We start from the raw sequence: 20,557 nt of genomic DNA, 5'->3' as shown, positions 1-20,557 counted from the left end.
CCCCGCACACCCGCGCCGGAGCTACCCCCGGCGCCGCGCCGCCGGCGCGAGCTCGGCGGCGGCGTAGCTGTTGTCGTCGGGGTTGATCGTGACGCCGGGCGCGACGAGCTCGTCGATGCGGTCGAGCACGTCGGGCGTCAGAGCGACATCGGCCGCCGACAGCTGCGAGGTGAGCTGCTCCATCGTGCGCGGGCCGATGATCGCGGCTGTCACGGCCGGGTGGTTGATGACGAAGGCGATGGCGAGCTCGATCAGGGTGATGCCCGCTGCGTCTGCGAGCTGCGCGAGTTCTTCGACGACGTCGAGTTTGCGCTGGTTCGCGGGGCTCGTCATGTCGAACCGTGCCGGAGGTCGGGCCTGCGAGGTGGGGCTGGCCGCAGCATCCTTTCGCCACCGGCCCGAGAGCCAGCCGCCGCTGAGCGGGCTGTAAGTCAGGATGCCCATGCCGTGTCGCGCCGCGGTCGGCAGCACGTCTTCTTCGATGCCACGCACGAGGATCGAGTATGGCGGCTGCTCGGTGACGAAGCGCTGCAGATGGCGATCGCGAGCCGTGTACTGCGCCTCGACGATCTGGCTCGCCGAGTACGATGACGACCCGATGTACCGCACCTTGCCCTGGTGCACGAGGTCGCTGAGCGCCCCCAGCGTCTCGTCGACGTCGGTGTCGGGTGAGGGCCGGTGCACCTGGTAGAGGTCGATGTAGTCGGTCTGCAGGCGCTGCAGCGAGTTCTCGACCTCGCGCATGATCCATCTGCGCGAACCTCCCCGCTGGTTGGGGTCGTCGCCCATGGGCATGAAGAACTTGGTGGCGAGTACGACATCGTCGCGGCGCCCCTTCAGGGCCGCGCCCACGATGCGCTCGGACTCGCCGCCCGAGTACACATCGGCCGTGTCGACGAAGTTGATGCCCGCGTCGAGGGCGTGGTGGATGATGCGCACCGAGTCGTGTTCGTCGGCGTTGCCCCACGGGCCGAACATCATCGTGCCGAGGCACAGCGGGCTGACGGAGACGCCGGTGCGTCCGAGTGGGCGGAGGTTCATGGAAGTGCTCATATCGAGCACGCTACGCCCGGCCCGGCGGTCGTGGGAGGCACTGCCGGTACCTCTGACGCGCCGTCGGCGCCGCACGGGCCGCCATGACGCTGCCCGTCACACCTCGTGGCTGAGCTCGTCGGCGCTCTGCCGAGTGGCGGCCCATGACGCCAGAACCTTCAGCGCGTCTGAGGTCGGCGAGCCGGCGGGCGCGGTGTAGACGTTCATCACCAGCCCGGGCTCGCTCGGCAGGTCCATCGACTCGAAGTTCAGCTCGAGGTCGCCGACCACCGGGTGATGGATGCGCTTCACTCCGCTGCGGTGATGCTTGACGTCGCGCGCCGCCCACCGCTGCCGGAACACCTCGCTCTGCGTCGACAGTTCACCGATGAGCCTGATCAGGTCGGGGTCGTGCGGAGTGCGGCCTGCCTCCAGCCGCAGCATCGCCGCGGCGTCGTTCGCTATCTGGTCGTAGTCGCGCCAGAACTGGCGGGCGGCCGGGTTGAGGTAGGTGAACAACGTCGTGTTGGGTGGGTCGCGCGGCTCGTCGAACACCGGTGCGTAGAGCGCCCGGCCCATGCGGTTCGACGCCAGAATGTCGTGCCGGCCGTTGCGAACCCAGGCTGGGGCATCCGACACCGCCTCGAGCACCTGCAGCACTGCGGGCCGCACGGTCGTCGCCGGCCGCGGGCGAGCCCTGCGAGTAGGTGCGGATGCCCGGGCCAGGTCGAACAGGTACTCGCGTTCTGCCTCATCGAGCTTCAGTGTTCGGGCGAGGGCGTCGAGCACGCTCTCTGACGCTCCGGCCAGGTTGCCCCGCTCGAGACGCACGTAGTAGTCGACCGAGACACCGGTGAGCATCGCGACCTCTTCGCGCCGCAGCCCCGCCACACGGCGGTTGCCGCCGTAGACCGGCAACCCGGCCTGCTCGGGCGTGATGCGGGCGCGTCGGGAACTCAAGAACTCGCGAATCTCAGTACGCGTCTCAGCCATGAGCCCACGCTAGGCCACGATGGCCGCGGATGGGAGGCACTGCCGCTACCTGCCAGGCCCCCTCACCAGCCGAGCGTGCCCGGTGCCCCCTTGAACGGGCCGGTGACGCGCGAGGTGATCCAGCCGCCGTAGAAGTCGCCCTCCTGGCTCGTGACCACTTCGCCGTCGACGGTGCACTGCTGCATGGCCGACGGATACACGGCGACGCGCCCGACCAACGCCTCGTAGCCGGGTGACGGATGCGGATAGAACCACGCGGCTCCGGCCGCCGTCTGCGCCCCGCCGTGCACCGAGAGGTACCCGGCGAGACCCTTGAATTCGCAGAACGACTGGCCCCGGGCATCCGTCAGCGACCCGGGCCGGAAGGCTGAGGCCGGCAGGTAGTAGACGGGCGGGTGGCTGGTCTCGAGCACCCGCACCGAGTCGGTCGTGTCGACGATGGTCTCGCCACCGAACACGATCTCGATGCGCTCTGTCGAGGGCTCGGCGCGGGGCGGCCGCGGGTAGTCCCACACCGACTCCTGGCCGTCGCCCGGCTCGTCACGAACGATCTGCGTGCGTCTCATGCAGCGACGCTAGCCGCCCAGCCCGAGTGGCGGCTGTGCCCGCCGCGGCGGACGGGCATTCCAGACCTCCCGCCTCGACGTCGCCTGAAACGGCGCCGCGCCGCACGACGAGTCATTCGCGCGTCCGGCACCACCAGCAGCCGTGCGCAAGCGGGCGCCATCAGCAGCCCGGCGTCCGAACGGCCGCCTTCAGCCGCCGCGCCCGAACCTCAGCCGCGGGTGGCCTTGTCGTGCACCGTCACGAGGTAGCCGTCGAGATCCTGGAAGACGAACGTCGTGCCGAACGGGCCGGCGAACGGCGCCTGAACGACAGCCGCGCCCGCAGCTGCGACCGAATCGTGCAGCGCCACCGCGTCGGGGTCGTGCAGCCAGAGCGCGACCCCCAGGCCCAACGGGCCCGCTTCGAGATCGACGCCCGGGGCGGCGTCGCGAACAGCGAAGGTGGGCTGAGTGTCGAAGACGACTGCATGCGGGGGCGAGAACGGGGCCCGCGTGAGCCCGACGACCTGCTCGTAGAAGGCCGCCGCCTTCTCGAGGTCGCGCACTTGCAGGGCGATGAAGTCGGGGCCGGTCACGCTCATGATGTTCTCCTATGTCAGTTTACTTACAAGCATTGTATGTGAGGATACTGACATGAGCAACGATTCTCCCCCGGTCGGGTATCTGCTGAAGCAGGCGCAGTCGCTGCTGCACGTGCGCATGGAGGAGGCGCTGAAGCCCCTGCAGCTCACCGTGTCGCACTATTCCTGCCTGTACCGCCTGCGCCTCGAACCCGGCATCTCGGCCGCGGTACTGGCCCGGCGCACCTTCGTGACGCGCCAGTCGATGAACGTGATGCTGCAGCAGCTGATCGACCGCGGACTCGTCACCCGCCCGTCGCAGGCCGACAGCGGCCGCGCCCTGCCGACCGTTCTGACGCCGGCGGGCACCGCTGCGCTCGATGCCGCCCAGTTGCTCGTCGAACGAGTGCAGAACCGGATGCTCGGCGGCCTGTCAGCGACCGAGAGCGCCGCGCTGGCGGGCGCCCTCACCGCGTGCGTCACCGCGCTCGGCGACTGACCGCGTCGTCGGCTGGCGGTGACTCGTGAACTCGATCGGGCTGATGGTGCAATACCTGTTGTGAGCACTGACGCCGAGATCATCGAGCGCTCCCTGACCGCGCCCGCCGCCTTCGGGCAGCTGTACGAGCGCCATGCGCGGGCCGTTCACCGGTACGCCTCCCGCAGGGTGGGGCCCGACGCCGCCGACGACGTGATGTCTGAGACCTTCCTGGTCGCCTTCGACCGGCGGCGACGATTCGACCCCGTGTGGGCGGATGCCCGGCCGTGGCTGCTCGGAATCGCGACGAATCTGCTGAAGGCGCATCGACGCGTCGAAGCACGACTGTGGAACGCCACCCTCGCCGAGGCGGCTCGTGACGTGGTCGACGGCGGAGAGCATCCGGTCGGCCGTTCCGATGACCGAATGGATGCCGCACGCGCGGTCGAGGCTCTGGTGCCGGCACTCACCCGGATGCGCGCCGGGGATCGTGACGCACTGTTGCTGCACGCGTGGGGCGACCTCGACTACGCCCAGATCGCGCAGGCCCTGGGGGTTCCGATCGGCACGGTGCGGTCGCGGCTGAACCGCGCGCGCCTACAGCTTCGAACCGCCGCTCCGAGCGACATCAGTACGAAATCAGGTCGTGAACCATGGATGAGTTAGACCCCCTGCGCGCCCTGCGGGGTGACGTTGCCGACGCATCGGCCGCCTCGCTCGAGCGCGGCAGACTCGCGCTCGAGCGACACGTCGCCGCCGCTCCCTCCGCGCCCCGCCGACAGACGAAGCCTGCGGGCCGGCCGCAGTGGCTGAGTTCGCCGTTCGTCGCCCTGGGGGCGGTCGTCGCGACAGCGGCGGTGGCCACGCTCGTCATCGTCGGCACGCTCGGCATCAGCGACCGGCATCCGGATTCGATCGCCGGGCCGCCCCCGTCGATCAGCGCCACCACCGCGACGCCGTTCGAGGTACCCACCGATTGCGCCACGATCGCGGGATCGACGATTCTGACACAGTGGGCGCCGGCCTTCGGTGCGTCGACTCTGCTGTCGCAGAACGACTACGGCCCCTCGAATGGCACCAGCGGCGCGCATGTGTGCGTCTTCGGGTCGAACGACACCCACACCGTGCTCACCATCGTGGTCGGCGCACTCGAGAGTGGCCCTGGCAGTCGGGCCACCGCCGAGGCATCCGCGGCGGCCCAGGGGTACACGCGGCTGAGCGACGACAGCACCGGCTCGCTCTACATCGAACCGGTCGGAACCGACCCCAACAGCGCGGGCGTGAATCTCATCACGAACACCGCATGGATCACCGTCGGCAGCCAGGGCACCGCCCAGGCGGGCGACGACCTGCTGCCGCTGCTGCAGTCGTGGGCCGAAGACGTGGCGCAGCGGTTGCACGCCTACTGAGGGTCACCCGCACCAGCCCGGCCGCACAGGGCTACGCGCTCACGCTGTGACCGATCAGGTGTTCGAGGCGAGCGTAGCTCGTCTCCATGCCGTCGGCCATGCCCGTCGCGAGAACGGCGTCGCGCTGGTCGGCATCGGCGTAGGTGATCACCAGCGTCAGGAGCGTGCCACGCTCGACGGGGGTCAGCGTCAGCTCGTTCAGCGTCGCGGGAAAGTCGGTGCCGATCATGGCCTCGGTCGTGACTGCGCGATGGGGCGGCTCAGATTCGAGCAGCTCGCCGGTGAAGCCGAAGCCCTCGCCGCCGTCGTGCGGCTGCCAGACGTAGCGGTAGCTGTCGCCCACGGTCGTCGCCACCTCGCACACCGGCATTGTCCAGCCGTCGGGCCCGAGCAGCCATTGCTTCATCAGGTCGGCATCGTTGTGAGCACGCCACACGTCGTCGACCGAGCCTCGGATGGTGCGCGAAACCCGCACCTGGGTGTCGCTCAGCAGTTGCGCGTCGGCGGCCCGGTCGGCGGCGAACGCCGCGAGGTCGGCCAGCACGGTGTCGATCTGCGTCATGGCCTCCCTCGTACCCTCGAGCATCCCCATCTCGACGAGCTGTTCGAGCTGCTCGAGAGTCGCGAAGCGCGAGACGGCGGTGAGGCGGGAGCCCGCATCCGTCGCCTCGAAGAGGAAGCTCATTCGTGTGGCGGGCAGGTCGGTGTTCGGCACACCCGACTCGTCGGCGAACCAGTCGACCACGTCGAAGGAGCCCGGCGCATCGACCTCGCTCCACTCCCAGCAGCCGTAGTGCTCGTCGCCCGTCGTGCCGGTCATCTTGTAGACGCTGCGGCCGCCCGGCACCACGTCGTGCCGCAAGAACGTCGCCGGGTACGTGGGCGGGCCCCAGAACCGCTCGATCTGGCGCGGGTCGGTGTACGCCTCCCACAGCCGCTGAAGGGGCGCCGCGAAGTCGGCGACGATGGTGATGGTGAGCTTGTCGAGGTCTTTCTCGACACTGGTTACGGGCATGATCAGCCTTTCTGATTCTCGGTGGGTTCTTCGAGCAGCGCGTCGAGGCGATCGATTCTCGAACGCCAGAGCTGCTCGAACTGGTCGAGCAGGCGCTGTGCCTGGCGGATGCGGTCGGGCTCGCCCCGAATCATGCGCTCTCGGCCACGCGGTTCTTTGGTCACGAGCCTCGCCTCCTCGAGCACAGCGACGTGTTTCTGCACGGCCGCGAATGACATGTCGTACGACTCGGCGAGCTGCGAGACCGAGACGTCGGCGACGAGGGTACGGCGCACGATGTCGCGCCGGGTCGCGTCGGCGAGTGCTCGGAACATGCGGTTCACGTCATTGTCAGTGAGTTCTTGTACAACCATTTGGTTGTACGTTAGCGCAGATCACGACCTCACACAAGAGGTGTGACGAGTTCTCAGTCGTCGAGCGGCGTCTGGCCCTCGGCCAGGTTGTCGAGCATGAGCCCCAGAGCGAAATCGAACCGCTGATGCCCGGTGCCCGAGGTGAGCTCGGCGGCGTACCGCCTGATCTGGGGAAACGACTCGGCCGGCAGGGCAGAGAACCGGCGCTTGACCTCGTCGCGCTGCTCACGACTGACCATCCAGTCGTCGCCGTGCTGGTTCTGGCGCTTGGCATCGAGCGAGATCTCGAGCGTGTACGCGCTGACATAGAGAAACAGTGCGTCGATCGCCCACGCGGCCGTCTGCGGGTCGATCCCGGCCGTGATCAGGATGGCCAGCAGCCCCTCGTTGATGCGCAGCACGTCGAGGTTGGTGACCACCACCATCGACAGCGCCGCGCTGGAGATGCCCGGATGCGCCAGGTACTGGTCGCGCAGCTGCGCGCAGACGTCGGCGATCTGCTCCCGCCAGGCGGAGGCGTCGGGCGGCGGCAGCACCAGTTCGTTGCACAGCCGGCCGATGATGAGCTCGTCGATGTCGGCCTTGTTCACCACGTGCGCGTACAACGATGCCGGGCCCGTGTCGAGCAACGCGGCCACGCTGCGCATGGTCAGAGCCTCATAGCCCTGGGTCGCCACCACCTCGAGTGCGGCATCCGTGATTCTGTCGACGGTGATGGGCTGCTTGCGCGGCACAGCGGCAGAGGTCGGCGCTGGTTGGGCGTGGCGTTCGGCACGCCGTTGTCTCGGATTCGCTGGCATGGGCCCACGCTACCTTGACACGAACAGCATTCCAAGCGTATAACTGTGTTCGTTGTAACGAACGCTGTTCGTTAACATCAAGATCTCGATCGCCAGATCAGCCATCGCCGCCCCACACCCTCCCCCGAAAGGTCGCCCCATGAGCGCCGCACCCCACGACGAACACACACTGGTGTCGAGCGCTCCGAGTGCCGCGCCGCAGTCATTGCGCGCGGCGTGGGTCGCGCTCGCCGGCCTCTCGGCGATCTTTCTCTTCGAGATGCTCGACAACTCGATACTGAACGTCGCGTTGCCGACCATCGGCCGCGAGCTGCACGCTTCGACGACCGGGCTGCAGTGGGTGACCGGCTCGTACGCCGTCGTCTTCGGCGGGCTCATGCTCGCCTTCGGCGCCATCGCCGACCGGTTCGGCCGGCGGCGGCTCATGCTCATCGGGCTGGCACTGCTCGCCGTCGCCAGCCTCGGCACGGCGTTCGTCACGACCGACGAGCAGCTGATCGCGGTGCGCGCGGTCATGGGCATCGCCGCCGCTATGACGACTCCCCTGTCGATGGCGCTCGCGTTCCGCCTGTTCGACACAGAGAGTCTGCGTGTGCGTGCCATCACCCTGATCTCGACCGTCGGTCTCGTCGGGCTGGCCATCGGTCCCACCGTCGGCGGTCTCGTGCTCGCGGTCGCGCCCTGGCAGGTGCTGCTGCTGGTGAACGTGCCCATCGCGGTGCTCGCTCTGGTGGGCATCCGGTTCGGCATCGCGAAGGATGCCCCCGCCGATCTGCATCGCGACCCGATCGACATCGGCGGCGCGGCGCTCGGCACCGCGACCATCGTGCTCGCGCTGGTCGCCCCGACCCTGTTCGTGAACCAGGGAACCGGCTCGTGGGCGCCCTGGGCCGCGGCGGCAGCCGCCATCGCCGGCGCGATCGCCTTCATCGTGCGGGAACGCTCTGCTCGCTTTCCGCTGGTCGATCTCGGGCTTCTCGCCCGGCCCCTCGTCTCTGCGGGCCTTGCGTTCAAAGCCGCGGCGGGGCTTGCGACCGCCGGTCTCAGCTATATGGTCACCCTTCAGCTGCAACTCGACTGGGGCTGGCCGCCCGCCCTCGCCGCCCTCGGCATGCTGCCCCAGGTCGTTGTGCTGCTCGGCGCGGGCCCGTTCGTGAACCCGTTCGTCGAGCGCGTCGGACTCGGTAGAGCCGCGTGGCTCAGCGCGTCGGCCGTTGTCGTCGGCCTCGCCGTCTACGCCGTGCTCGGCAGCTTCGGCTACGTCTGGGTCGCCGTGTCGCTCGCCCTCGTCGCCGCCGGCCTGCGCGTGGTGGGGGTGGTCGCGGCCGTCAACGTTCTCAACGGCCTGCCGAAGAGTCGCACGTCGATCGGTGCGGCGCTCAGCGACTCGGTCACCGAGATCGCCTCGGCCATCGGCATCGCCGTCGTGGGCACCATCCTGGCGGCGACGTTCGCGGGCACGGTCTCGGCCACCGCCTGGACGGCCGCACAGACGGCCCAGTTCCAGCAGGCCATCACGATCTCGGCACTCACGCTGACCGTCGTCGCCGCTGCCCTCGTCGGCTGGGGGATCGTGCGCACGCGCCGCTCGGCCGACGCCCTCCCGGCCGCCGGGCAGCTCAGGGCCGAGTGAGCACGTCGGTGACGGTGGCGGTGGCCGAGTCCCAGCGGCGCAGGGTCACAGCGTGTGCCGTACGGATGCCCGGGGCGGCGGGCGGCTCGGGTGTGGTGGTCGCCGCGGGGGCGCCGGATGCGCCGGGCGCGGCGCTCACCGTGGGCGTGGCGGGCGCGGCGGACTGGTCGGATGCGCCGGGCGTGGTGGTCGCCGCGGGCCTGTCGGGCGGCACCAGGGCGTCGAGAGCGCGGAGGGCCTGAGGCAGGGCGTCGAGACGGATGCGGCGCGCGAGCGTGACGTGCGGCATCCATTCGCCGGGTCGGGTGTGCGCCGCGTCGTCTCCCGGCCCGACGATGTCGTGCAGTGCCCGGTGCAGCTCGAGCAGCTCGGCGGTCGCCACCACCGAGCGGGCGAGAACGCGTCGTTCGCCGCAGCCGAACAGCAGCGGGGCCCCGAGCGCGACGTCCATCGGCAGAGCGACGGCCCGCGCCACCACGGCGACCGCGAGCGGCGGCAGGCTCGGCCGCACCAGCAGGGTGATGTGCGGCCGGTTGCTGGGCGACGGATGCGCCGCCATGCTCGACAGCCCGGCTTCGGCGAGCGCGCGCCACTCCGCCCGCACACGCTCCTCCGTCTGCTCGTCGAGCAGCAGCTCGAGGCTCACAACATCGCTCATGACTCCAGTCTGCTGTGCTTCTGGTCGGTGCGGGCGCAGGCCAGGCGCGTCGCGCGGGTGGCATCCCCGAGCGCAGGCCAGCCTCGCCGCAGACGGCGCCGCAGCCGGATGACCGCGGCGCTGCCGAGGGGAAGACTGGAGCCATGGACACCCCCGCTGTCGTCGTGATTCCCGACCCGCCTCCCGCCGCCATGAGCGTGGTGGCGGCCACCCGAGACGGCGCACCAGATCACTCGGTTCGCATCGACGGGCCACCCCGCTACACGATTCGCACCATCGAACGGGTGGGCCAGCGCATCGACGACCGCGGCGGCGTTCACGGCGTGCCCGACGACCTGAAGTCGACAGCCGCCCTGGCCGTGAAAGAACTGCTGCTCAGCGCGACCGCACCCGCACCCGCACCCGCCAACGAGCTGGTGCGGGTGCAAGCAATGGATGCCGAAGCGAAGCAGCTCGGCGGCAGGGTCTTCGACGCCGCCGTCTGGCCGGTGACACCGATCGAGGTCGACGGCACGAGGTTCGCGCTGTGGGTCACAACCCTGCCCGAGGGTTTCGCCGCGGTCGCCGACCTCGGCCCGCGGCTGCTGACGATGCACGGCCCGCTTGTGCCCGACGCGCTCACCTTCACCGTGCGCCCGCTCGCCGAGACTCCCCTGCCGGCCGACTGACCGATGACGAAGAACAATCGTTCGGCACTCGTTCAGGCGGGCAGCACGATGACCTTGCCGGTGACCCGCCCAGCCGCGGCCTCGGCGTGCAGGGCCTGCAGCTCGGTGAGCGGGATGCGCCGCGAAACCTCCACGGTGAGCTCACCACTGTCGACGAGCGACACCAGCTCAGCAAGACGTTCGCGGTTCGGCAGCACGAACACGGTGGCCGCACGCACCCCGCGGGAGTCGTCATCCGGAGTCGCCATGAACGCAGTCGTACTGACCACCGCCCCGCCGTCACGCACGAGCGCCACCAGCGCGGCGAACTGCCCGGGTTCGATCGGAGCCAGGTTGAGCAGCACGTCCACCTGACCGTCGACGGCGCTGAGCAGGTCGGCCGCGGTGTGGTCGATGATCTCGTCTGCACCCGCCGCGCGCACCGCGTCGATGCTGCGCGGGCTCGCCGTCGCCACGACACGCACTCCCGCACGCTTGGCGAGAGCGATGGCGTACTTGCCGACGACTCCCCCTGCACCGACGATGAGCACGCGCTGCCCCGCCTCCAGCCTGCCCTCGTCGAACAGCGCCTGCCAGGCGGTCAGCGCCACCGAGGGCAGCGCGGCGGCGTCGGGCAACGGGATGCTCGCCGGGGCCGCCACGACCGAATCGGCCGGGGCGATCACGTACTCTGCCGCACCGCCGTCGCGCTCCATGGGCAGGAACCCGATCACCGCATCGCCGACCGCGAGGCCGTCGACACCCTCGCCCACCGCGTCGACCGTGCCCGACACGTCGTAGCCGGGCACATGCGGCAGTGCCACGGGGATGGGCAGGAAGCCTGCGCGCATGCCGTTGTCGGCCGCATTGAAAGCCGAGGCCGCCACCCGCAGCCGAACCTGCCCTGCCGCAGGAGACGGCTGCTCGACGTCTTCGTACACCAGCACGTCGGGCCCGCCGACTTCGTAGAACCGTACTGCCTTCATGGTCATATCCTCTCATCAATGTGCTTCGAGTTCGAAGCACTTCCAGAAAGATAGCACTGCTTCGAAGTCGAAGCAACACCTATGATGAAGAGTATGGATGACCTGCCCCTGTCTCTCACGCCGACTCAGCTCAGGGCGTATTTCGCCTTCACCGAGGTGAGCAGCCTGCTGCGCCACGCCGTCGAACAGCAGCTCCGCGACGTCGGCGGCCTCAGCTACGTGCAGTTCCAGCTCCTCGCCCGCCTGGGCGACGCTCCCGACGGGCAGGTGCGCATGACCGACCTCGCCGACGGGGTGGTCTACAGCCGCAGCGGCCTCACCTACCAGGCGCAGCTCCTCGAACAACGGGGCCTCGTCACCCGCTCGCCCTCACCCGACGACGAACGCAGCATCGTCGTCACGCTCACTGATGAGGGCATATCTGTGCTGGCGGCCGTGTTTCCGGGCCACATCGAGGCCCTGCACCGCCTGCTGTTCGCCGCACTCTCAGACACCGATGTCAACGACCTCGCGCGCATCCTTGGGCACGCGGCCGATCAGCTCCGGGCGACTCCCCCACGCTCTGCGTCCCCCCGCCGGCGCAAGACCTCCTGACGGCGCGACAACGCCGAACGGCGCAACGCCTCGACGGCGGAAGAACGCCTACCGGGCGAGGTGAACGTAGAGGTCTCGCAACAACGCGATCTCGGCGCCGTGATGCAGGATCTCCTGGTTCTCCCACCACACGATCGTCGGAAAGGTCTCCTCTGCGTCGCTGCCGTACGGGTAGCTGCTCAGCCCGGTGCGGTCGTAGTCGGCCTCGTCGACACTCAGCAGCACACGGCGCCACCCGGCTACGGCTGCGCGGAACCTGTCGACGGCACCGGCCGCCTCCGGTTCAGCTTCGTAGGCCGTGCGGTCGAACATCCGGTCGCCCCCGAGGTGGCTCGCCCGGCCCAGCAGCGACTCGGTGAGGTGATCGAGCCGCCAGGCGATCGTCGTGACGGGCGGCGGCCAAGGGGTCTCAGGGGCACCGTCGCGCCCCCACTCGCCTGCGCCGATGAGCTTCGTCGCGCCCTGCCCGGGGCCGGCGTCGCGCCTCCGCACCGACCAGCACCCGGCCACCGGCTCCCACAGGTACTCGGCGTCTGTGAGCGCCGGCACCTCGACATCACTGCCGTCGCCCGAGTTGCTGGTCGGCCCGGCGAGGCGGGAGAGCAGCCGCTCGGTCGCCCAGTCGTACTGCTCGAGCAGGGGTTCGAGGCGCTGATCGGTCGTCATGCCCTTGAGCCTAGGCGGCCCGCCGCCAGAATTCGCCGCCTGAATCAGCCGGAAACGAGCGCCGTCACCCTGCCACGCCGCTCGCTGACGAGAAAGACGATGAGCAGCACCACTCCGGTGACGATCACGAGGTAGGTGCTGAGCGAGGGCACGATGCTGAGCGGATTGCCGGTCGACGGATGCGCGCCGAACAGGAACAGGGTGGGGTCTGTCGAGGCGTGCAACAGAATCGGCCAGATCAGGCGGCCGGTCAGCCGCAGGGCGAGGTACATGATGATGCCGAAGAAGAAGGTGTAGACCACCTGGATCGCGGTGGTCGACAGCCCTTGATTGCTCGTGAAGAAGTTGCCGGCGTGCAACGCGGCGAAGATCGCCGACGACACCAACGCCACGGCGATCTCGCTGCGACCGGCCTTACGCATCAGGTTCACCGCAAAACCGCGGGTGAGCAGCTCTTCGGCCATCCCGACGAACAACCCCGTGAGAAGCCAGGAGAAGATCAGCGCGGCTCCGGCCGATTCGACGTCGACCGAGAGCAGCGCCGACACATTGATGACCAGCACCACGACGATGCCGATCCACATCCAGCCGCGGCCGCGTACGGGCTGCGGGCCGAACAGCTCCCTCAGCCAGCCGAGCGACGCCGCGAAGGCGAGCAGCACGATCGCACCGAGCAGAATCGGCAGGCCGGTACCGATGAACACATCCATTGCGCTGTCTTTCGGGCCCCGGATGCCGCCACCCGAGGGGAAGACGGCGGTGATGAGCAGCGACAGCAGTTGATAGACGCCGTAGTACACGGCCGCGAGCAGGATCGCCCGCCACCAGTCGCCGCGCTCCCAGAACCGCCTCCACCACGAGCGCGACGAGTCGGGCATGGCGTTGTTCGTTTCGTTCATGTGCAGACCTTCACCGTCAGAACTGTCGATCACCCCAACGCTAATCGCCCACGAGTCGATCGGACCGGATGCTCGAGGGGGTGGCTTCGATGGGCGTCAGTGGGTTTCTGCCCGCTTCCCTCCATCAGTGCGCTCCTCCCTTCCCCCCGGTTGGGAGGAGCGCACCGACACACCCCTCAGCGTTTTATCAGACCCGTTCGGATCGGGTCTCCGAAGGCAGATCGCCTTCAACCCGAAGGGTTCGCCGACTATTCGAGACCGCACGCAACGGCGGATTGGTTGCCGGCGCGATTCAGTCAGACGCGACACGGCTGATGTCGCCGAGTTTCCAGCTGCGGTCGAAGTAGCTCTCGAGCGGGCCATAGAGACGGAAGTACGAGAACCAGTGCTTGCCGGGGATGGTCTGCACCCAGTTCGACTCGCCCGATGCAGGCGCAGTAGGCCCGAATAAGAGGTCGACCGAGCCGTCGTCGTTCGTGACGAGGTCGGTGTCGCGTGACCCGCGATCGCCGCGCTGCTGGGGGTTGTCGATCAGGCAGCGCGTCGCCGCGTCGTACACGGTCGCCGACCAGAACAGCTTGGCGGGCACGTCGGCGGGTACGTGCAGCGTGTAGTCGGCACCTCCGTCGAGCCACTCGCCCGCCGCGTCGGTATACGAGCCGAGGTACGCCTGGCCGACGCCCGGCGTCTGGCTCTTCATCGCCTCGGAGAAGCTGACGGCTTCGTAGAACCAGGATGCCCGTTCCAGCAGCTCGTCGTACCCGTCGCCGCGCTGCGCCGAGTTGTCGAGCACGATGGCCTGCTCCCAGGCCCGGTCAGGCCAGTACGAGCCCTGCTCGAACCGCTTCGCGAACGTGTTCGCCTGTGCCATGAGCTCGCCGGCCGCGGCACCGCGTTCGAGGATGCCCGTCAGCCGGGCATCCGGAGCGAAAGGCTCGTAGGGGTAGATGCGCACCGCTGCGACAAGCGCCTCGGCCCGCGCGGGATCGGGGTCGAGGGTGCGAAAGCCGAACATGATGTTCACGCCGGTCGACACGAGCGTGCGAAAGTCGTCAGGCAGATCATCCGGAGCATCGACGCCCGGCGCGAGCACCACGTACGTGCCGCCCTGCCCATGGTCGGGCCCCATCTCGCCCATCGCCCCGATCTCCCTCAGCCAGAAGTCAGAGACCCCTGGCACGCGAGCTGGTAGTCGAGCTCGTCGAAGATGACGGGCAGCGACTCCCGCGCGGGCAACTCGCCATCCATTGCCACTGAAGTCAGTCGATCGACCGAACCCGAACCGTCAGACATTGCACACCCTCTCGAAGTCGGTCTAGCAGAGCACTTCGCCATGCCTCTCAAAATATGATGAGACAGTAATCGAAGATAAGGAACACGCCATGCGCGCCATCACTCACTCCCAGTTCGGTGAACCCTCCGATGTGCTCTCGGTCGAAGAAGTGCCGCTTGTCGAACCGGGCGCCGGTGAGGTTCGGGTGCGCACCATTCTGTCGCCGATTCACAATCACGACCTCTGGACGATTCGCGGCACGTACGGCTTCAAGCCCGAGCTGCCTGCCCGCGCCGGCACAGAAGCGCTTGGCGTCGTCGATGCGCTCGGTGAGGGAGTGACGCGCCTGAGCCTCGGGCAGAGGGTCGCATCCGGCTCGACCTTCGGAGTCTGGGCCGAGTACTTCATCGCCAAAGCGGGGGCCCTCATTCCCGTCGACAACAGCATCTCTGACGAGGCGGCGGCTCAACTGGTGGCGATGCCCTTCAGCGCCATCAGCCTGCTCGAGAGCCTCGACCTCGCCGAGGGCGACTGGCTGGTTCAGAATGCCGCGAACGGTGCCGTCGGCAGGCTCGTCGCCCAGCTCGCCGCACCGCGCAAGATCAACGTTCTCGGGCTCGTGCGCCGTGCGGCGGGCGTCGAGGAGCTCGCTGCGCAGGGCATCGGCAACGTGGTGTCGACCGACGCCGAGAACTGGGTCGAGCAGGTGCGCGAGCTGACCGGCGACGCCCCGCTGCGGGTGGGCATCGATTCGGTGGGAGGCGAGGCAAGCGGCGATGTTCTCTCGCTGCTCGCCGAGCAGGGTTCGCTGGTCGTGTTCGGCGCCATGGGCTCGCCGGTCATGCAGATCAGCTCGGGAGACATCATCTTCAAGAACCTCACGGTGAAGGGGTTCTGGGGCAGCACGGTCAGCGCGACGATGCCGAGCGACACGCGTCGAGCGCTGTTCGGCGAACTCATCCGCCGCATCCAAGACGGCGACCTCACCCTGCCCGTCGAAGCGACGTACTCGTTCGAAGAAGCACGTGCGGCGAGCGACGCGAACTTCGTTCCGGGGCGCGACGGCAAGATCATGCTCCGGCCGTAAGGGTCGGAAGGCCGGCTCGAGCCGGCGCTGACGCTCGGGAAGGGCGGGCTCGCGCCGGGATCGGCCGGCTCATTCTCGAGGGCACACCTTCGTGTGCACGTCGGCGCAGGGAAGCATCCCACATGGGGTTCGACCGCGGACCCATTCTTCCGCTCGGGATGAAGCTATTCTGAAACGAGGGACTCACACACCTCGGGAGGGATCCTGGCCGTGGCACTGTTCAACCGCCTGAGGGGAATATCGCAGCCGATAGAGGCAGAGTTCCGTATTGCCGCCTGTTCGGCGAACAGCGGCGGAGCGGTATACGAGAACTGCACCATGGACGGCGTCGTGTTCGGAGCAGGCATCGTTCCGGTCTCGGTTCACCACACTTCGCTGTTACCCCCGACCGCGAAGTGGCCCTACCCCGGAGTCGTGCTACCGGTGACGCTGGATCACGATCATCCCGAGCGTCTCACAATCAATTGGGCGGAAGTGCCAAAATCGCGCGATGTCGCCCGACAATTGGCAGCAGAATCCCCTCAGCGGATGGCGTCGTCCGACGCGGCCGCCGCATCCGCATCCGCATTCGCGAGAGCGAATTCCGTCGAGAGCGAGGTGCTGGCTGCGCCTGGTCGCCCCGCACCGGGAGCTCGCGGAGGCGGACTGACTCCAGCCGAGTCGGCCCAAGCCGCCGCGGGTGGCGCTGGTGCCCTCGGATTGCGATCGACGACGGCGATTGTCTTAGCCGCGCACGAAGTAGCGGTGCCCTCCGACCTCGGCGCAGCGGCGCCCGGTGGGGTGTGGGACGTGACCTTGGACGTCGATGCCGCTCCTGGCTACAGCACTGTGATGCGAATCAGCTTCAGCACTCCCGATAAACGCGCTCGAATCGCGTCGATCGGTCGCCAGCTCCCTGTGCTCGCCGATCCAATTCGCCAAGACCGAATAATGATCGACACATTCCGCCTGTAGTTTCGTTGCGGGTGATCGAAGAAGACGAAGTTCGTTGCGGGTGATCGAAGATGACGACCTCGATGCTGTTGCCGGTGCTCTCGACGACGCACGATCCCGATTGAGGATCGTGCCCGCATCACCCGCCGGCGCGAGACGGCTCTGATTCGGCTAGCCCTGTGAGCTGATGAGCTGCACGGTGACGTCGGTGATGCTACCGGTGAATCGCGCAGGCGATTCGTAGGCATCGGTGACGGGGCCGCCGAGGTCGGCTCCGACGTCGAACGTCTCGGTCGGTGAGAACCGCCCCGGAACGGTGTGCTCGATGCGCCCCTCGGCAACCGTCTGATTGTCGACCGCCAGCCGGAGCACCCCGCCGGTGCCCGGGTGGTTCTCGTGGTCGGCGAGAAACTCGACGCCGAGAGTGTGCTCGCCCGGTTCGAGCGCCCGCAGGGCGGCGATTGTGTAGCGGGCCTTGCCGAAGAAGTTGTAATGGTACGTCGGCACGCCGTCGGCGAGGTACAGGCTGTAGCCGCCTGTTCTGCCGCCCTGCGCCACGACCACGCCGGATGCGCCGCTCCCAGGCACCGTGATGCGGGCCGTGATGCGGTGCGACACGTTCTTCAGCGGCGGCGCGACACCCTCGGGAATACGCGTCGCACCAGCCAGGTATCGAAACTCCCGTCGCCCACGCGTAAGCGACGGCCGCAGCGGGTCGATGGCACGCTCGGCGAACCGGTCGTCGAGCGGGTACACGTTGTTCGCCCAAGCTTCGGTTTCGAAGAGCTTCTGCAGAGTATCCAGTCGCTCGGGATGCTCGGCGGCGAGGTCATGCGCCTGCGAGAAGTCGTTCGTGATGTCGTACAGCTCCCACTGGTCTGCGTCGAAGTCGCCCTTCGTTCCCGACAGCTGCCACGGAACCCCGTGCCGCGCCGCGGCGACCCAGCCGTCGTGGTAGATCGCCCGGTTGCCGCCGTGCTCGAAGTACTGGGTGGTGCGGCGCTCGTCGGCATCGGGTTCGGCGAAAAGGTAGTCGACGCTGACCCCGTCGACGGGCAACTGCTCGATGCCGTCGACCCGTTCGGGCGCGATGATGCCTGACGCCGCGAGCAGCGTCGGCGCGATGTCGATGATGTGGTGGAACTGCGTTCGGACGCCCGGTGCCACGTGCTCGGGCCACGCGATGCTCGCGAAGTTGCGGGTTCCGCCGAAGTGCGAGGCGACCTGCTTCATCCACTGGAACGGTGCCGACCCGGCGTGCGCCCAGCCGATCGGGTAGTGGTTGTCGTGCAGGCGGGAGCCGAGCTCGTCGAGGTGCGGCAGGATGTTCGCGAGCGTGTCGGGCACGCCGTTCATGGCAGCGGTGTCGTTGATCGTGCCCGTCGGGCCGCCCTCGGGGCTCGGTCCGTTGTCGCCCACGATCAGCACGACGAGCGTGTTGTCGCGGATGCCGGTCTCATCGAGAACGCTCAGCAGCTTGCCGACCTGGTCGTCGGTGTGGGCGACGTACGCGGCGAAGATCTCTTGCATCTTCGCGTAGACCGTCTTCTCATCAGCAGACAGCGTCTCCCACGCCGGGATGCCATCGGGTCGCTCGGTGAGGTCGGTATTCTGCGGAACCAGCCCAAGCTGCTTCTGGCGGTCGAGGGTCTCCTGGCGCACCACATCCCACCCGCGTCGAACTGGCCCGCGAATTTTGCCCGGTAGCTTTTCGGAACATGGTGCGGCGCGTGCACCGCGCCGCTGGCGAAGTAGGCGAAGAACGGCTTGTCGGGCGCGACAGACTTCTGCCGGCCGATCCATTCGCGGGCGCGATTCACGAGGTCTTCGGTGAGGTGGTAGTCCGGGTCATCCGGAGCCTCGATGGGCGTGATGTTCTCGTACAGCTGCGGCTCGAACTGGCTCGTCTCTCCCCCGTTGAAACCGTAGAAGTACTCGAATCCCATGCCCGTCGGCCAGCGGTCGAAGGGGCCCGCCGCGCTCGACTCCCAGTCGGGCGTGTTGTGGTTCTTGCCGAACCACGCCGTGTTGTACCCGTTCAGCGTGAGCACCTTCGCGACCGTGGCGGCGGTGTTCGGCAGAGCGCAGTTGTAGCCGGGGAAGCCGGTCGACCCTTCGGCGATCGTTCCGAAGCCGACCCTGTGGTGGTTTCTGCCGGTGAGCAGCGCAGCCCGGGTCGGAGAGCACAGCCACGTCGTGTGAAACTGGGTGAGCTGCGCGCTCCGCTCGGCCAGCTCGGCCATATGCGGCGTCGGCACCGGCCCGCCCGAGACCCCGGCCTGACCGAACCCGATGTCGTCGAGCAGAATCAGCAGGATGTTCGGGGCCCCGGTTGGCGCACCCACACGCTCGGGGTACGCCGGCTCGGACTCGCTGAACGTCTTGCCGATGTGGCCCGCGAACGTCGGTTCGGGATACGGAATCGACCGGGCATCCTGCGACGAGGTGGACTGTTGGGTGAGGGTCATGGCTTCTCCATCCGCATGCGCGGGAGACGCCAGGTTCGGCGACTCCACCACCAAATCTACGGTGAATCAGCCGTCGGATTCGACCCGGAGAATGGGCCCGCCGAGCTGAGTACCCCCAGAGGGACTCGAACTCCAAACCCGGCCTTCTCGGGGAGCCGAATTGAGTCAACTTCCGCGGAATTACGCGGATCTTGGGTCTCGTGATGGAGGCTTAAATCACGCTGTTTTCGATCAAGTGTGTCCAAAATGTGTCCAAAGATGGGAAATTTTGAAGGTACCCCAAACCGGCTGCCGCGCGCGTAGCGCTTGCCATCGAATCCGTTACATGTAACATTGTCGCTATGGCTGTCAGGGATCGAGTTGGAGCGCATCGCGAGCGTATGCGTGAACAAGGCCTTCGACTTGTCCAGGTCTGGGTTCCGGACGTTCGATCCGATGCCTTCGCTGCTGAAGCCCACCGACAGTCGCTTGCCGTCGCTGGCTCTGACCGGGCGACGGACGATCAGGACTACATCGAGGCTGTCTCCGCCCTCTGGGACGATTGAACAGGGGCGACATCTGGCTGGTTGCCGGCGGCGTGTACGCGTCCAAACCAAGACCGGCTTTAACCATCCAGGATGACCGGTTCGACGCTACGAACTCGGTTACGGTCTGCCCATTCACATCGACCGAGGTGGATGCTCCTCTCTTGCGAATTCGAGTCGAGCCGACCGATCTCAACGGCCTCGATTCAACGAGCTGGCTAATGGTAGACAAGCTCACGACCGTGCGGCGTTCAAATGTGAGCGAGCGAATCGGAAGGCTTTCGACAACAAAGCTCGTGGAGCTCGAACGGCTCGTCATGGTCTTCCTTGGCCTTGCAGACTAGGAGAGGAAGGTAGCTATGACTGACGACTCACTCCAGACCTTTCTGGACACCAGCCTCCGAATGGATCTCGTGGCACTGGAGAGTCAACGACAGGCAATCTACTTGCACATCGGTGAATACGTCAGTACATGGGCTCATGCCGATTCAAGCCTCGGTATGGCAGCGGGCGCGTGGGCAAACCCATCTGGGCGAGCTGGCGTGCAAGCATTTTTTCTGGGACAAAACACATCGAAGAAGATAGATGCGCTGAACCCGTTCTTTCCAAAAGAATGGATGGAAGGACAGACGCTAATTCGTCACCTGAGGGAAGCGAATAAGTACCGAAACACCATTGCGCATTGGACTCTTGCCATGAGCGGTTGGGATGGTGAACGAATGCACGGATGGCATTTCTCACAGCTGACCGAGAACAAAGCCTTGGACATCGATGTCAACGCTATGGATGCCCAAACGCTCAAGGTCCGCGCGCTGGGGAACGCGGCACTTCTCACAGTCGGCGAACCATACTTCACCGAGCAGGGCCAGTCCGATTTGCTCACTTTCAATTCAACATCTTTGGCTCGTCAGATTCTCCATAGGGACTGCTGACGGTTTAGTTGACTCCTACCGTGTGAGAATTTTGTTCTCGCTGGAAGGATG

At 67.4% G+C, this 20,557-nt stretch carries 26 protein-coding genes; 11 read left to right on the top strand and 15 right to left on the bottom strand.

From position 1 onward, the window contains the following. Positions 1-21: 21 nt before the first annotated feature. The 4 genes from V3W46_RS12405 to V3W46_RS12390 form a co-directional block, all read right to left on the bottom strand. Positions 22-1,041, bottom strand: a complete 1,020-nt coding sequence (locus V3W46_RS12405; RefSeq protein ID WP_331783468.1) for an aldo/keto reductase — start codon at positions 1,039-1,041, stop codon at positions 22-24. Positions 1,042-1,149: 108 nt separating this feature from the next. Continuing rightward, positions 1,150-2,025, bottom strand: coding sequence for a helix-turn-helix transcriptional regulator (locus V3W46_RS12400; protein ID WP_331783431.1), 876 nt, complete (start codon positions 2,023-2,025; stop codon positions 1,150-1,152). Between the two features lie 62 nt (positions 2,026-2,087). Further along, complete coding sequence (locus tag V3W46_RS12395) at positions 2,088-2,591, bottom strand: DUF427 domain-containing protein (RefSeq protein WP_331783430.1); 504 nt, start codon at positions 2,589-2,591, stop codon at positions 2,088-2,090. A 209-nt stretch (positions 2,592-2,800) separates the two neighbouring features. Continuing rightward, complete coding sequence (locus V3W46_RS12390) at positions 2,801-3,172, bottom strand: VOC family protein (RefSeq protein WP_331783429.1); 372 nt, start codon at positions 3,170-3,172, stop codon at positions 2,801-2,803. 52 nt (positions 3,173-3,224) lie between these two features. Here V3W46_RS12390 and V3W46_RS12385 point away from each other — a divergent pair, with 52 nt between their 5' ends. Genes V3W46_RS12385 through V3W46_RS12375 form a run of 3 tightly spaced genes read left to right on the top strand, consistent with a single transcriptional unit; the run spans position 3,225 to position 5,038 of the window. Next, positions 3,225-3,650 carry a MarR family winged helix-turn-helix transcriptional regulator gene (locus tag V3W46_RS12385; protein WP_331783428.1) on the top strand — a complete coding sequence of 142 codons (426 nt, stop codon included), beginning with the start codon at positions 3,225-3,227 and terminating at the stop codon, positions 3,648-3,650. A gap of 60 nt (positions 3,651-3,710) precedes the next feature. Continuing rightward, positions 3,711-4,295 carry an RNA polymerase sigma factor gene (locus tag V3W46_RS12380; RefSeq protein ID WP_331783427.1) on the top strand — a complete coding sequence of 195 codons (585 nt, stop codon included), beginning with the start codon at positions 3,711-3,713 and terminating at the stop codon, positions 4,293-4,295. Continuing rightward, positions 4,283-5,038 carry a hypothetical protein gene (locus V3W46_RS12375; protein ID WP_331783426.1) on the top strand — a complete coding sequence of 252 codons (756 nt, stop codon included), beginning with the start codon at positions 4,283-4,285 and terminating at the stop codon, positions 5,036-5,038. Before V3W46_RS12380 ends, V3W46_RS12375 begins: the two co-directional genes overlap by 13 nt. A 31-nt stretch (positions 5,039-5,069) precedes the next feature. On the opposite strand, the gene V3W46_RS12370 is transcribed toward V3W46_RS12375, so the two are convergent. From V3W46_RS12370 to V3W46_RS12360, 3 genes are read right to left on the bottom strand one after another with little or no spacing between them, the layout of a single operon-like run. Next, positions 5,070-6,053, bottom strand: coding sequence for an SRPBCC family protein (locus tag V3W46_RS12370; RefSeq protein WP_331783425.1), 984 nt, complete (start codon positions 6,051-6,053; stop codon positions 5,070-5,072). A 2-nt stretch (positions 6,054-6,055) separates the two neighbouring features. Next, positions 6,056-6,406 (bottom strand): ArsR/SmtB family transcription factor, encoded by a 351-nt coding sequence (locus tag V3W46_RS12365; protein ID WP_331783424.1) that lies wholly within the window; start codon positions 6,404-6,406, stop codon positions 6,056-6,058. Positions 6,407-6,459: 53 nt separating this feature from the next. Next, entirely contained in the window at positions 6,460-7,206 is a 747-nt protein-coding gene (locus V3W46_RS12360; RefSeq protein ID WP_331783423.1) for a TetR/AcrR family transcriptional regulator, read from the bottom strand. Positions 7,207-7,345: 139 nt separating this feature from the next. Here V3W46_RS12360 and V3W46_RS12355 point away from each other — a divergent pair, with 139 nt between their 5' ends. Continuing rightward, a complete protein-coding gene (locus V3W46_RS12355; RefSeq protein ID WP_331783422.1) occupies positions 7,346-8,839 on the top strand; it encodes an MFS transporter in 1,494 nt (497 codons plus the stop codon). Here V3W46_RS12355 and V3W46_RS12350 read toward each other — a convergent pair. Beyond that, positions 8,826-9,497, bottom strand: a complete 672-nt coding sequence (locus V3W46_RS12350) for a 2'-5' RNA ligase family protein (protein WP_331783421.1) — start codon at positions 9,495-9,497, stop codon at positions 8,826-8,828. The two genes, V3W46_RS12355 and V3W46_RS12350, sit on opposite strands and share 14 nt — an antisense overlap. Before the next feature lie 143 nt (positions 9,498-9,640). Between V3W46_RS12350 and V3W46_RS12345 the strand changes: the two genes are divergently transcribed. Then, on the top strand, positions 9,641-10,165 hold the full coding sequence (locus V3W46_RS12345; RefSeq protein ID WP_331783420.1) for a hypothetical protein: 525 nt from the start codon (positions 9,641-9,643) through the stop codon (positions 10,163-10,165). 32 nt (positions 10,166-10,197) lie between these two features. On the opposite strand, the gene V3W46_RS12340 is transcribed toward V3W46_RS12345, so the two are convergent. Further along, the gene (locus V3W46_RS12340; protein WP_331783419.1) at positions 10,198-11,130 is read right to left on the bottom strand and encodes an NADP-dependent oxidoreductase; all 933 of its coding nucleotides are present in this window, start codon (positions 11,128-11,130) and stop codon (positions 10,198-10,200) included. A gap of 93 nt (positions 11,131-11,223) precedes the next feature. Here V3W46_RS12340 and V3W46_RS12335 point away from each other — a divergent pair, with 93 nt between their 5' ends. Then, complete coding sequence (locus V3W46_RS12335; protein ID WP_331783418.1) at positions 11,224-11,724, top strand: MarR family winged helix-turn-helix transcriptional regulator; 501 nt, start codon at positions 11,224-11,226, stop codon at positions 11,722-11,724. A gap of 48 nt (positions 11,725-11,772) precedes the next feature. Here the strand turns inward: V3W46_RS12335 and V3W46_RS12330 are convergent, their stop codons facing one another. The 4 genes from V3W46_RS12330 to V3W46_RS12315 form a co-directional block, all read right to left on the bottom strand. Continuing rightward, positions 11,773-12,390 carry a DinB family protein gene (locus V3W46_RS12330; protein WP_331783417.1) on the bottom strand — a complete coding sequence of 206 codons (618 nt, stop codon included), beginning with the start codon at positions 12,388-12,390 and terminating at the stop codon, positions 11,773-11,775. 44 nt (positions 12,391-12,434) lie between these two features. Continuing rightward, positions 12,435-13,289, bottom strand: coding sequence for a CPBP family intramembrane glutamic endopeptidase (locus tag V3W46_RS12325; protein ID WP_331783416.1), 855 nt, complete (start codon positions 13,287-13,289; stop codon positions 12,435-12,437). A 292-nt stretch (positions 13,290-13,581) separates the two neighbouring features. Then, positions 13,582-14,469 (bottom strand): DUF1214 domain-containing protein, encoded by an 888-nt coding sequence (locus V3W46_RS12320; protein ID WP_331783415.1) that lies wholly within the window; start codon positions 14,467-14,469, stop codon positions 13,582-13,584. Continuing rightward, positions 14,442-14,582: a hypothetical protein gene (locus V3W46_RS12315; protein ID WP_331783414.1), complete on the bottom strand. Its 141-nt coding sequence runs from the start codon at positions 14,580-14,582 to the stop codon at positions 14,442-14,444. Before V3W46_RS12315 ends, V3W46_RS12320 begins: the two co-directional genes overlap by 28 nt. A gap of 89 nt (positions 14,583-14,671) precedes the next feature. Here V3W46_RS12315 and V3W46_RS12310 point away from each other — a divergent pair, with 89 nt between their 5' ends. Together V3W46_RS12310 and V3W46_RS12305 are read left to right on the top strand one after the other, a co-directional pair. After that, complete coding sequence (locus V3W46_RS12310) at positions 14,672-15,649, top strand: zinc-binding dehydrogenase (RefSeq protein ID WP_331783413.1); 978 nt, start codon at positions 14,672-14,674, stop codon at positions 15,647-15,649. Positions 15,650-15,859: 210 nt separating this feature from the next. Then, complete coding sequence (locus V3W46_RS12305) at positions 15,860-16,603, top strand: hypothetical protein (RefSeq protein WP_331783412.1); 744 nt, start codon at positions 15,860-15,862, stop codon at positions 16,601-16,603. Between the two features lie 150 nt (positions 16,604-16,753). On the opposite strand, the gene V3W46_RS12300 is transcribed toward V3W46_RS12305, so the two are convergent. After that, a complete protein-coding gene (locus tag V3W46_RS12300; protein WP_331783411.1) occupies positions 16,754-18,112 on the bottom strand; it encodes a sulfatase-like hydrolase/transferase in 1,359 nt (452 codons plus the stop codon). Continuing rightward, on the bottom strand, positions 18,052-19,050 hold the full coding sequence (locus V3W46_RS12295; RefSeq protein WP_331783410.1) for a sulfatase-like hydrolase/transferase: 999 nt from the start codon (positions 19,048-19,050) through the stop codon (positions 18,052-18,054). Before V3W46_RS12295 ends, V3W46_RS12300 begins: the two co-directional genes overlap by 61 nt. Before the next feature lie 341 nt (positions 19,051-19,391). Here V3W46_RS12295 and V3W46_RS12290 point away from each other — a divergent pair, with 341 nt between their 5' ends. Genes V3W46_RS12290 through V3W46_RS12280 form a run of 3 tightly spaced genes read left to right on the top strand, consistent with a single transcriptional unit; the run spans position 19,392 to position 20,506 of the window. Then, positions 19,392-19,595: an antitoxin MazE family protein gene (locus V3W46_RS12290; protein WP_331783409.1), complete on the top strand. Its 204-nt coding sequence runs from the start codon at positions 19,392-19,394 to the stop codon at positions 19,593-19,595. Next, complete coding sequence (locus V3W46_RS12285) at positions 19,592-19,918, top strand: type II toxin-antitoxin system PemK/MazF family toxin (RefSeq protein ID WP_331783408.1); 327 nt, start codon at positions 19,592-19,594, stop codon at positions 19,916-19,918. The genes V3W46_RS12290 and V3W46_RS12285 overlap by 4 nt, the downstream gene beginning before the upstream one ends. A 15-nt stretch (positions 19,919-19,933) precedes the next feature. Then, positions 19,934-20,506, top strand: coding sequence for a hypothetical protein (locus tag V3W46_RS12280; protein WP_331783407.1), 573 nt, complete (start codon positions 19,934-19,936; stop codon positions 20,504-20,506). Positions 20,507-20,557: the final 51 nt, after the last annotated feature.

This window comes from Subtercola sp. YIM 133946 (assembly GCF_036553535.1).
In the GTDB taxonomy this organism is placed as follows: domain Bacteria; phylum Actinomycetota; class Actinomycetes; order Actinomycetales; family Microbacteriaceae; genus Subtercola.
Note: the sequence above shows the minus strand (reverse complement) of the source record. Positions and strands in the feature narration are given on the sequence as shown.